This window comes from Immundisolibacter sp. (assembly GCF_041601295.1).
GTDB lineage: Bacteria > Pseudomonadota > Gammaproteobacteria > Immundisolibacterales > Immundisolibacteraceae > Immundisolibacter.
This window is the reverse complement of record NZ_JBFIII010000031.1, coordinates 17,184-29,661: the sequence shown is the minus strand read 5'-3', so window position 1 is coordinate 29,661 and position 12,478 is coordinate 17,184. Positions and strand designations below refer to the sequence as shown.

Sequence of the window (12,478 nt, the reverse complement as noted above, 5' to 3'; positions counted from 1 at the left end):
GCGCCCTGCGCCGAGTCACGGATCGCATCCAGATCGTCCAGCGTGCGGTACACGAAGCAGCCCGGGCGCTCGCGCCCCGGCACCGGCGGCACGAACGGAAACGAGCCACTGGCGATCACCAGCTTGTCGTAGGGCAGTTCCTCGCCAGATGCGGTCTGCACGATGCGCGCGGCGCGGTCGATGGCGGTGACGGGCGTGGCCGTGCGCAGGCTGAAACCATGCCCGGCGTAGAAATCCGGCGTGGTCAGGGCCAGTTCATCCGCGGTCTTCTCGCCGAAGTACTCGCTCAGGTGCACGCGGTCGTAGGCCGGGCGCGTTTCCTCGCCACACACGGTGAGCTCGAATTGCTTGGGGGCTGTCTCGGCCAGCGTGTCGACCAGATGCTGGCCGACCATGCCATTGCCGATGACCACCAGTCGCGTCTTTTCCATTGCCTTGGTCCCGGATTTGGGGGCGGATACGCTGACCGAGCTCACTTCGATCGCCCGTTCGATGGGTGGCTGGAGCCAACGCCTTTTGCCCATGCCGTCCCGTTCGGCGGCGCGCAGCAACAGGCGGCCAGCGCCGGCAGCGTGCCCGCTGCCAGACTGACGGCCATACCGTTACCGATTTGAATCAGATGAATTCGTTCGTCCATAGTCGTCGCTTCGCACGCACAGGGCCCCGGATCGCCGGAGCGGCTACTGTTCGGCTCGCCGACGTTGGCGAACGCTGCCTGTCCCGCCGTTGGAACAGTTTTTCCTTGAATACCGCCGGGCATGCCCGGCGGGCTCGAACCTTGCCTAGAATCTGCTCGCGCCTCCCAGCTGCACAGCGCTGGCAACAGGCGTTTCCGATCCGTATATCAGTGGGTCAAATAGGGCGCCATCGATGAAGCGATCGGCACCCATCTCCACCCGGTTGGCACCAGCGCCCAGGACCCACCCAGCGCCGTGATGGCCCTCGGTCTTGTGGTCAATCGCCGGCACCGGGATACCCAGCCGCGCCACCGCCAGACGATACAGGTCGGGCCGGTACACGCGCTGGGCTACCGCCGACAGCGTGGTGTCCCGCGGTAACTGGCCGCAGCGCTGCATCTGCGCCAGCATCCACAAGGCATGCGAGCGCCACGGGAACGTCGCGGCATAACGGTAAAACACGTGGAAGTCCGGCAGCTCGCGCGCGGTACCGCTTGCATCGGTTGGCAGACGCCCCAGCAGCGAACATGCGACGGCCTCGAACGGCAGATCGAGGTAAGTCTCGCGTGCCAGCAACTCGGCCGCCTGCAGCCGGTGCTGTGGGCTTTCATCCAGCCACTGCGCCGCCTCGACGATGGCGCATACCAGCGCCGCATGCGTAGCCGGGTACCGCTGCGCCCAGGCGCCGCCAACCGCCAGCACTTTCTCCGGCGCGTTGTTCCACACCTCGTAACCGGTGCTGACGATGCGCCCGACACCCTGCTGCACCGCCAGCGTGTTCCACGGCGCACCGACGCAGTAGCCATCGATGCTGCCGGCGCGCAGGCGCTGCACCATCTGGGGCGGCGGCGCGACCGCCAGCCTGATATCCCGGTCCGGGTCGACGCCGCCCGCCGTCAGCCAGTAACGAAGCTGGTACGTATGGTTGGACAGTGGGTACACGCTGGCAAAAGTCAGGGGTTCAGTCCCTGCCGCGCGACGCCGGGACACCACGCCTGCGAGCGACGCGGCGGTGACCGGTTGACCGCGAGCGGCCTCTTGCATTTCCCGGTACAGCCAGTCGGCCACGGTGATGGCATTGCCGTTCAGACCCATGCTGAGCGCCGTCACCAGAGCCTGTCCGACGCCTTCCACACCGACGCTGCAGGCAAGCGCCATCGGCGCCAGCAGGTGCGCGCCGTCAATCTGTCCGATCGCCAACTTGTCGCGCAGCGTGGCCCACGACGGCTGCCGCGACAGGCGGACCGCAAGCCCGTGGCGCTCGAAGTAGCCGCGCTCGCGCGCCACCACCAGCGGCGCAGCGTCGGTCAGCGGGATATAGCCCAGTCGCAGCTGCGACAGTTCCGGTGCGTGCACGGTCGAAGTCATCTGAATAACTGCGCTGTGTCGATGACGCCCTGGGCTACCTCGGCCATGGTCTTGTTCTGGTCCATGGCCAGCTTGCGCAGCGCGTGGTATGCGTCGTCTTCGGTGCGTCGGCCACGCTCCATTAACAGGCCTTTGGCGCGATCGACGACCTTGCGCTGCACCAAGCTAGTGCGAGCCTGGTCCAGCTCGCGTTGCAAAGAGGCATGCTGGCGAAACCGGGCAATGGCCACGTCCACCACCGCGCGTACCCGGCCGGGCGAGAGCCCGTCGACCACGTAGGCACTGGCCCCCGCTTCCACCGCCAGGCGAATGGTGTCGCTATCGGACTGGGTGGCAAACATCACCACCGGGTGCGGGTTGTCGCGAGACAGGCAGCGCATGGATTCAAGAATGTCCCGGTCGGGCGACTCAATGTCGATGATGATGACATCGGGCGCGTGGTGCGTAACCGCGTGCAGCAGGCCGTGGGCAGTGCCAAGCTGCGCCGCGACGTCCAACCCGGCATCCGCCAGGGCCGTCGCTACAAGTGCGCGCCGTTCGACATCGTCATCGACGAGCATGACGCGCAGACGCGATGGTTCCATGAGAGCGTTAGCCAAGCTTGGTCGTGTAAAGTGCCAGTAGTTAGATAGGTAGCAATAAGCTTGCCATGCCAAACGGCGCGCTTCGAGAAACCCCTAAGGAAGAGCCGAATAAATCCGTCCTGGATTTCTCAGCGCCCGCCATCGGAAAAGCGTGGTTTTCCGATGGCTCACAAAATCATTGGCTTACAGCCGCAGATTTTGGCAGCGCATCCCTGCGCTGCGGGAAACACTGAATAGTTCAGCATTTCCCTAAGCGACGGCGATTGCGTGGCACAGGAACAGGCCGTCGATACCCGACCGCAGCGTGGTCTGGATAAGGAACCCGAAAATTACACATCTCGGATTCCGCGGGCTCGGACGTCTGCGATGGACTTATGCGGATCGTCCCTAATAGATATCCGCCGGGTCCACATCCAGCGACCAGCGCACCCGACGCGCCAGCGGCAGCTGTTCCAATTCAGGCAACCAGGCGCGCAGCAGCGCGTGCAGTGGCGCGCGGCGTGGCGCTTGCAGTAAAAGCTGCGCCCGGTAGCGGCCGGCGCGCTTGGGCATGGGCGCTGGTACCGGGCCCAGCAGATCCACACCACTGTGGCCCAGCGTCTGCGCCAGCGACAGCGTTGCACCCAGGAAACGCTGCGCGTCCTGCGGCTTGATTGACTCGGCCCGCAACAAGGCCAAGTGACTGTAGGGCGGCCAGCCAGCGGCCTCGCGTTCGATCAGCAAGGCGCTCGCGAAACCGCTATAGCCCCCTCGCAGCAGGGCGTGCAGGACCGGATGCTGCGGCTGGTGCGTCTGAATCAATACCCGACCAGGTTGTTCGCCACGACCGCAGCGCCCAGCCACCTGGTGAATGACCTGCGCCAGGCGTTCGGTGGCGCGAAAATCGGCCGCGAACAAACCCTGGTCAGCATCCAGAATGCCGACCAGGGTCACCGCCGGGAAATGGTGGCCCTTGGCCAGCATCTGCGTACCCACCAGAATGTCCGCGTGGCCATCGCGCACGGCGCTCAGGTGCTCATCCAGCGCGCCGCGCCGCCGGGTGCTGTCGCGATCCACACGCAGCACCCGGTGGTCCGGGAACAGCGCCGTCAGGTCGGCCTCGATGCGCTCGGTGCCGGCGCCAACCGGTATCAGCTCTCGAACGCCGCAGCCCCCGCAGTTGGTCGGCAACGGCCGCTCGCGGGCACAGTGGTGGCAGAGCAGCAATTGCCGGCCACGATGCAGGGTGTAGTGGGCGTCGCAGCGATCACACTTGGGCACCCAGCCACAGGCATGGCACAGCAACACCGGCGCGTAGCCGCGGCGGTTCAGAAACAGCATCACCTGCTGGCCGCGCGCCAGTTCCTCACGCACCGCGGCGATCAGGGCCGGCGACACCAGACCCGCCATGCGCTGGTGGCGTACGTCGAGCAGTTCCAGGCGCGGCAGGCGCGCGGTGCCGGCGCGTTCCCGCAGGTGCAGGGTCCGGTAGTGGCCGCTGCGACCGTGTGCCAGGCTTTCGAGCGAGGGCGTGGCACTGCCCAGCACGACCGGCACGCCTTCGATCCGCGCCCGCAGCACCGCCATGTCCCGGGCGTGATAGCGAAAGCCATCCTGCTGCTTGTAAGAACTGTCGTGCTCTTCGTCGACCACGATCAGCCCGGGCCGCGCCAGCGGCGCAAACACCGCTGAGCGGGTACCGATCAGCACCGTGGCCCGGCCACTGGCCGCGGCAAGCCAGGCGGCGAGCCGTTCGCCGTCGGCCAGGCCGGAGTGCAGCACCACCACCGCCGCACCAAAACGGGCTCGAAAACGCGCCTCGGTCTGCGGCGTAAGGCTGATTTCCGGCACCAGCACCAGTGCCTGACGGCCCTGGGCCAGCACCTGTTCGATGGCCGCGAGATAGACCTCGGTCTTGCCGCTGCCGGTCACGCCATCCAGCAAATAGGCCGCATAGCCATCGGCAGCGCCGATCGCGGCGACCGCTTCGGCCTGGGCCGGGTTCAGATCCGGATGCGGCTGCGCGACGTGGCAAGCCGCCTCCACCCCGCGCGCAGCGACGCGACTAATCCATTCCTTGCCGGCCAGAATCCGCGCGGCGGGCCGCCAGCCCGGCAATGCCTGATCCAGCACTGATTCGGCCACCGGCCCGGCCTCCAGAAACTGTAACAAGGCAGCTTGGCGGGGAGCACGGCGCAGGCTGTCGACACTCGGCGCTGTCAGCGTCAGTTGCCACGCTTTGGGAGTGCGCAGCTGAGCTGGCCGGCCAGCGCGCAGTGGCCCGGGCAGGGTGCCGACGAACACCTCGCCGGGTGCGCCATGGTAATAATCGGCGGCCCGACGCAGCAGCTCCAGAACGCCGGGCGGCAGCAGCGGCGTGGCATCCAGCGACTCCTCGGCATGTCGCAGTTGCGGCTGCGAGAGCTCGCTATGGCTGGCGTGCCCAACCACCAAACCTACCTGGTTGCGGCGGCCGAATGGCACCCGGACCCGGACACCCACCGGCGGCAGCCCGGCATCCAGAATCGGCAAATAATCGAACAGCCGGCGCAATGGCACGTCGACCGCAACTTTCAGGATTGTGCGCGGCACTGGCCGACCGTCAGCGGTGATACGGCGTGCTCAGCTCGTGTACCGCATCGACAAGCACCGCCACCCGCGCCGGGTCGGTCTGTTGCAGCACGCCGTGGCCGAGGTTGAATACGTGGCCCGGCCCATTGCCGTAGCTTTGCAGGATGCGTGCGACCTCGGCACGGATGCGTTCGGGCGGGCCGAACAGCGCAATCGGATCAAGGTTGCCCTGCAGCGCCACCTGACCGCCGGTGATCCGCCGTATGTCGCCCAGCTGCTGCGTCCAATCCACACCAAGCGCCTCACAGCCACAACCGGCTTGCTCGGCCAGCCACTGGCCACCGCCCTTGGTGAACACGATCAGCGGCAGCTCCCGGGACACCGGCTGGGCCTTGAGCCGTTCCACCACCCGCGTCTGGTAGGCCAGCGAAAACTCGTGGTAACTGCTGGTGCTCAGCACCCCACCCCAGGTGTCGAACAGCATCAGCGCCTGGGCGCCCGCTGCCGCCTGCGCCGCGAGGTAATCGGCGACCACATCGGCAAGCAGTGCCAGCAGCCGATGCAGCGCCGCCGGGTCGCTGTAGGACAAGCCTTTCACGTGCCGGAAATCGCTGCTGCCACCGCCCTCCACCATGTAGCAGGCCAGCGTCCACGGGCTGCCGGAGAAGCCGATCAGCGGTACCCGACCGGCCAGCTCCCGGCGCAGCATGCGTACGGTGTCGAATACATAGGGCAGGCTGCGCTCAAGGTCGGGCGGGGACAGCGCGGCAATGTCGGCGGCGCTGCGCAGGGGTCGCTCGAAACGCGGCCCCTCCCCTTCGACGAAATACAGCCCCAGCCCGAGCGCATCGGGGATGGTCAGGATGTCCGAGAACAGAATGGCGGCGTCAAGATCAAAGCGCGCCAGCGGCTGAAGGCTGACCTCGGTGGCCAGCTCGGGATTTCGGAGCAAACCCAGAAAACTCCCGGCCCGGGCCCGCGTGGCGCGATACTCGGGCAGGTAGCGGCCGGCCTGGCGCATGATCCAGATCGGCGTACGGTCCACCGCCTGACGCCGCAGAGCCCTCAGCAGCCGGTCGTTTTGCAGCGGCGGCAGACTCACGGCGCCGTCACAGGTCCAGCGACAGCAGGATGCCCTCGGCGGCTTGCCGACCCTCGAACACCGCCGTCACCACCAGGTCCGCGCCGCGCACCATGTCGCCACCGGCAAACACTTTTGGATTGCTGGTCTGGTGGGCAAACTTGCCATTGACCGGCGCCTGTACGCGGCCACCGTTGTCCGTGGCGATGTTGAACTGCTTGAACCAGGCCGGCGGGTCCGGCCGAAAACCGAAGGCCACGATGACAGCATCGGCGGGAATGATTTCTTCGCTGCCCGGGACCGACTGCGGCTGACGCCGACCCTTGGCATCCGGCGGGCCCAGTTCGGTGGTCACCATCTTCACGCCACAGGCGCGACCGTCGGCACCGGCGACGATCTCCAGCGGCTGGCGATTCCACAGGAACTGCACACCCTCGTCCTTGGAATTACCCACCTCGGTCCGCGAGCCGGGCATGTTGCGCTCGTCGCGCCGGTAGGCACAGCTGACCTGCGCTGCGCCCTGGCGAATGGCGGTGCGGTTGCAGTCCATGGCGGTGTCGCCACCGCCCAGCACCACGACCCGTTTGCCGGCCAGATCAATAAACTCGGCCGGATCACGCTCGAAGCCAAGCTGGTGGTTGATGTTGGCGACCAGGTAAGGCAGCGCCGAGGTCACGCCGGGCAGGTCTTCGCCGGGGAAACCGCCCTGCACGTAACGATATGTGCCCATGCCAAGAAAGACCGCATCGAAGTCTTGCAGCAATCTGTCGAACGGCAGGTCACGACCGATTTCCACGCCCAGGCGAAACTCGACCCCCATGCCTTCCAGAATGGTCCGGCGCCGCGTGACGACCGTCTTTTCCAGCTTGAAACCGGGAATGCCGAAGGTCAGCAAACCGCCAATCTCGGGGTAACGGTCGTACACCACGGCCTGCACGCCGGCACGTGCCAGCACGTCGGCACAGGCAAGGCCCGCGGGGCCGGCACCGATAACCGCCACGCGCCGACCCGTGGCCACCACCTGCGACATATCCGGTTTCCAGCCGAGCTTGAATGCCTCCTCGGAGATGTATTTCTCGATCGATCCGATGGCGACCGCGCCCAGGCCGTCATTCAGTGTGCAGGCGCCTTCGCACAGGCGGTCCTGCGGGCAGATCCGACCGCAGATTTCCGGCAGCGAGTTGGTCTGGTTCGACAGCTCGGCCGCCTCCAGGATCTTGCCCTCCGCGACCAGCTTGAGCCAGTCCGGGATGAAGTTGTGCACCGGACATTGCCATTCGCAGTACGGGTTGCCACAGTCAATACAACGCCCGGCCTGGCGGCTGGCCGCGGCGGCATCAAACGGCTGGTAGATCTCGCGGTAGTTATGAATCCGCTGTTCGACCGGCTGTTTTTCGACCAGACGCGGTGTTTGCAGAAACTGCAACGGATTCTTGCGAGGTTTGGGGGCAGCGGCCATAGGGGAGTTCGTAGTTTGACGGTTAAGTGGTCGGCAACAAGACGTCAGTCAGGCGCGGATCAGCGCGACGCGCGCGCGGCGTCGAGCAGGCTGGACAGTTCGCTGGCCTCGGGTTTCACCAGCCAGAACTTGCTGCGCAAGTCCGGCAGGTTATCCAGGATGTGCCGTCCCCATTCGCTTTGTGTTTCCTCGGCGTACTCACGAATCAGGCCGCGCAGAAAACCCATGCACATAACCGTGTCTTCGGTATTGATGCGGTGGATGTCCACCAGCTCGGGGTTGTAGCGTTCCGGCAGCAGGTTGTCGGGGTCGTAGACGAACGCCAGGCCACCGGTCATGCCGGCGCCAAAGTTCACCCCGGTGGGGCCGAGCACCACCACCACGCCGCCGGTCATGTACTCGCAGGCGTGGTCACCCACGCCTTCCACCACCGTCACGGCGCCGGAGTTGCGCACCGCGAAGCGCTCGCCGGCCTGGCCGGCGGCATACAGCTTGCCGCCGGTCGCGCCATACAGGCAGGTGTTACCCATGATGGTGGTCAGCTGAGACTGCAGGCGACTGGCGCGCGGCAGGCTAACGACGATCTTGCCGCCAGCCATGCCCTTGCCAACGTAGTCGTTGGCGGCGCCTTCCAGCAGCAGGTTCAGGCCGCCGGCGTTCCACACGCCAAGGCTCTGCCCGGCGTGGCCGCGCAGTTTCAGGGTTATCGGCGCATGCGCCATGCCGGTGTCGCCGTGGCGACGGGCAATCTCGCCCGACAAACGGGCGCCAATCGAGCGATTGGTGTTGTTGATGTCGTAGTTGAAAATGCCGCCCCGGGAATGCTCGATGGCATCCAGCGTGTCGGCCACCATCTGTTCGGCCAGTTCACCCTTGTCGTAGGGTTCGTTGCAGGCGGCGGTGCAAAACTGCTTGCCTTCGACCGCCAGGCCGTTGCCGCTGAGCAGGGGCAGCAGATCCAGGTGACGCTGCTTGTCCGTGTCACCGGCGCGCGGGCGCAACAGATCGGTGCGACCGATCAACTCTTCCATGCTGCGCACGCCAAGCCTGGCCATCCACTCACGCGCTTCCTGCGCCACAAAGCGCAGGTAGTTCTCCACCATTTCCGGCAGGCCGACGAAGTGGTCGCGGCGAAGCTCCTCGTTCTGGGTGGCGATACCCGTCGCGCAGTTGTTCAGATGACATATCCGCAGGTATTTGCAGCCGAGCGCGATCATCGGCGCGGTACCAAAACCGAAGCTCTCCGCGCCCAGCATGGCCGCCTTGATCACGTCCAGGCCCGTCTTCAAGCCGCCATCGGTCTGTACGCGCACTTTCTCGCGCAACCTGTTGGCGAGCAGCGCCTGGTGGGTCTCGGCCAGACCGATTTCCCACGGAATACCGGCGTATTTGACCGAGGTCAGTGGACTTGCGCCGGTTCCGCCGTCGTAACCGGAAATGGTAATCAGGTCGGCGTAGGCCTTGGCCACCCCTGCCGCCACTGTGCCTACCCCCGCCTGCGCCACCAGCTTGACCGATACCAGCGCCTGAGGGTTGACCTGCTTGAGGTCGAAAATCAGCTGCGCCAGATCTTCAATGGAGTAGATATCGTGGTGCGGCGGCGGCGAGATCAGCGCCACGCCGGGCATGGTGTAGCGCAGGCGGGCGATGAGCGCGTCCACCTTGTTGGCCGGCAACTGGCCACCCTCGCCCGGCTTGGCGCCCTGGGCGATCTTGATCTGCAGCACTTCGGCATTGACCAGATACTGCGGCGTCACGCCAAAGCGGCCGGAGGCCACCTGCTTGATCTTGGAGGTGCGTTCGGTCCCGTAGCGGACTGGATCCTCGCCGCCCTCGCCGGAGTTCGAACGGCCACCCAGGCGATTCATGGCGATCGCCAGCGCCTCGTGGGCCTCCGGCCCCAACGCGCCCAGCGACATGCCGGCGCAGTCGAAACGGGCCGTAATGGCCTCGATCGGCTCGACCTCATCCAGCCCGATACCGTCCCCGAACTGCGGTTGCAGAAGATCGCGCAGCGTGGTCACCGGGCGCTCATTGACCAGGCGGGCGTAGGCCTTGTAGTCCTCGTAATCACCGCTGCGGGCGCATTGGATCAGCGCCGTCACGACATCCGGGTTGAAGGCGTGGTACTCGCCGCCGTGAACGTAGTTCAGCAGGCCGCCCTGGACCAGGGGCTTTCTTGAAACCGCGGCGGCATCAGCCAGCGTCAGCAGGTCGGTCTCAAGGTCGACAAAGGTTGCGCCCTGGATGCGACTGACCACCCCTTCGAAGCACAGCTGAGCCACTTCCTCGTGCAGGCCAACGGCTTCGAACAGCTGCGCCCCGCGATAGCTCGGCAAGATGGATATCCCCATCTTGGACATGATCTTGAGCAAGCCCTTGTTGATGCCGGCGGCGAACGCCACGCAGCCGCGTTCGGCGCCCTCCTCGCCCAGCATATCGGCAATGCTGGCATAGGCCAGGTAGGGATATACCGCCGTCGCGCCCAAACCCAGCAGCACCGCAAAGTGATGCGGATCGCGCGCGCTGCCGGTCTCCACCACCAGATTGGCGTCCGAACGCAGCTCCAGCCGGGTCAGGTGGTGATGAACGGCGCCGGATGCCATCGGCGCCGGCACCGGCAGGCGCTGCGGCGAGGCCGCACGATCGCTCAGCACGATGATTACCTTGCCGGCCCGCACCGCCTGTTCCGCCTCCGCGCAGATCCGCTCCACCGCCATCTTGAGTCCGGTATAGCCGGCGTCCGGCCGTGGATAGGACAGGTCGATCACGGCATACGGATACTCCAGCTCATCCAGCGTCAGCAGGCGCTGGAACGTGTCACGGCTGAGTACCGGACTTGCCGTGACCAGCCGGCGGGCGTGGTCCGGTGTCTCCTCGAACACATTGTGATTGCGCCCGAAACCGGTGCTCAGCGACATCACGATGGTCTCGCGCAGCGGATCTATGGGCGGGTTGGTCACCTGCGCAAAGGACTGGCGGAAGTAGTCATAAAGCGCCCGCGGCTGCGCTGACAGCACGGCCATCGGCGAGTCATCACCCATCGAACCGACCGCTTCCTGGCCATCCACGGCCAGCACGCGCAGCACCCGCTCGCGCTCCTCGTAGCTCAAGCCAAACAGCTTTTGCCGGGTCTTGATGTCGTCGCTGGCCGCGGGCTCCGCCTGAAACTGGCTGCCATCGAGCTCGTCCAGGCGTTGTACATGCCGCTGCAGCCAGCGCCGGTAAGGCTGGCGCCGCTTCAGGCGCTCGTCGATATCGGTCGGCAACAACAGTTCGCCGGTCTCGGTGTCGGCGGCAATCATCTGCCCGGGCATCAGCCGCCCACTGGCCACCACGTCCTCGGGCGCGTAATCGCGCACACCGATTTCGGATGCCAGGGTGATGATGCGGTCACGCGTCACTACCCAGCGCGCCGGGCGCAGACCGTTGCGATCCATGGTGCAGGCGGCGTACCGGCCATCGGTCAGCACGATGCCGGCCGGGCCGTCCCACGGCTCCATGATCATGCCGTGGTACTCGTAAAACGCCCGCATATCCGGGTCCATGCCGGGCACATGCTGCCAGGCCGGCGGAATCAGCAGCCGCATGGCTCTAAACACATCCATGCCACCGGACAACAGCACGTCCAGCATGTTGTCCAGGCTCATCGAGTCCGAACCCCAGGTCGAGACCAGCGGCAGGATGTCCTCAACGTCCGGGAACAGCGGGCTGGCAAATTTGTGGCCGCGCGCCATGGCCCAGTAGCGGTTGCCCTGCAGGGTGTTGATCTCCCCGTTGTGGGCCAGATACCGAAACGGCTGTGCCAGCTGCCAGCGCGGCCAGGTGTTGGTTGAAAAACGCTGGTGATAGACGCACACCGACGAGGCAAACAACGGATCGCCGAGGTCGGTATAAAACTCGGGCAGCCGGTCGGGCATCACCAGACCCTTGTAGACCATCACATGGCAGGACAGGCTGGTGACGTAAAACTCGGGATCGTTCGGCTCGATCTGCTTCTCCGCACGACGACGGGCGAAGTACAGGCGCCGGTTGAAGTCCTCATCGGTCAGGGTGCGCGGGGCGGTGACGAAGACCTGTTCGGTGCGCGGCAACATGGCCAGGGCCTGCTCACCGCAGGCTTCCGGATTGATCGGCACCTCCCGCCAGCCAGCAATGCCAAGACCCTCGCGAGCCAACTCGGCGGCCAACCCGGCGCGGGCCTGTTCGGCCAGCACCGGATCCGGGTTCAGGAACACCGATCCGACGGCGTAGTTCTCGCCAATGCTCATGCCGGCCTGGGCCGCTACTGCGCGCAAGAACCGGTCCGGTTTGCGAATCAGCAAGCCGCAGCCGTCGCCGGTCTTGCCATCGGCGGCAATCGCGCCACGATGGGTCATACGCTCCAGGGAGCGGATGGCGGTGGTGACCAGCGCGTGCGAAGCCTCGCCATCCATATGGGCGATCAGGCCAAAGCCGCAGTTGTCGCGCTCAAAGCGCGAGCGATACAGCGTGTTCGAAAGGTCGGGTTGCTGAGTCACTGACAAGGGGTCTCTGGTAGCCGCATCAACGGTGCGCGACGCTGGTGCGGGCGCTGGGTGCGCCTTGGACGAACCGGCGATTTTATCCATCCACGGCCTGCCCCACAAATGAGCAATTCTGCAGTCCTCATTCGCGAGCAGCCGGGACCACGCGTGGCAGAGCATTCCCCATGCTCCAGCGGGAAGCGCCACTTGCGGCACCTACGTTGGCCACTATAAGCCATAAAAAACACTATAAA

At 65.7% G+C, this 12,478-nt stretch carries 7 protein-coding genes; all 7 read right to left on the bottom strand.

Features of this window, described 5'->3' with window-relative positions; genetic code table 11:
* Nucleotides 1-431, bottom strand: a 431-nt coding sequence (locus tag ABZF37_RS05965) for an FAD-dependent oxidoreductase (protein WP_372717809.1), incomplete at its 3' end; no start/stop codon positions are given.
* 351 nt (nt 432-782) lie between these two features.
* Complete coding sequence (locus ABZF37_RS05960; protein WP_372717807.1) at nt 783-2,045, bottom strand: CmpA/NrtA family ABC transporter substrate-binding protein; 1,263 nt, start codon at nt 2,043-2,045, stop codon at nt 783-785.
* A complete protein-coding gene (locus ABZF37_RS05955) occupies nt 2,042-2,629 on the bottom strand; it encodes an ANTAR domain-containing response regulator (protein ID WP_372717805.1) in 588 nt (195 codons plus the stop codon). The genes ABZF37_RS05960 and ABZF37_RS05955 overlap by 4 nt, the downstream gene beginning before the upstream one ends.
* Before the next feature lie 387 nt (nt 2,630-3,016).
* A complete protein-coding gene (locus ABZF37_RS05950) occupies nt 3,017-5,200 on the bottom strand; it encodes a primosomal protein N' (protein ID WP_372717803.1) in 2,184 nt (727 codons plus the stop codon).
* A 10-nt stretch (nt 5,201-5,210) separates the two neighbouring features.
* The gene (gene hemE / locus ABZF37_RS05945) at nt 5,211-6,275 is read right to left on the bottom strand and encodes a uroporphyrinogen decarboxylase (RefSeq protein ID WP_372717811.1); all 1,065 of its coding nucleotides are present in this window, start codon (nt 6,273-6,275) and stop codon (nt 5,211-5,213) included.
* A gap of 13 nt (nt 6,276-6,288) precedes the next feature.
* Nucleotides 6,289-7,719, bottom strand: a complete 1,431-nt coding sequence (locus ABZF37_RS05940) for an FAD-dependent oxidoreductase (protein WP_372717801.1) — start codon at nt 7,717-7,719, stop codon at nt 6,289-6,291.
* A gap of 59 nt (nt 7,720-7,778) precedes the next feature.
* Nucleotides 7,779-12,239 carry a glutamate synthase large subunit gene (gene gltB / locus ABZF37_RS05935; RefSeq protein WP_372717798.1) on the bottom strand — a complete coding sequence of 1,487 codons (4,461 nt, stop codon included), beginning with the start codon at nt 12,237-12,239 and terminating at the stop codon, nt 7,779-7,781.
* Between the last annotated feature and the right edge of the window lie 239 nt (nt 12,240-12,478).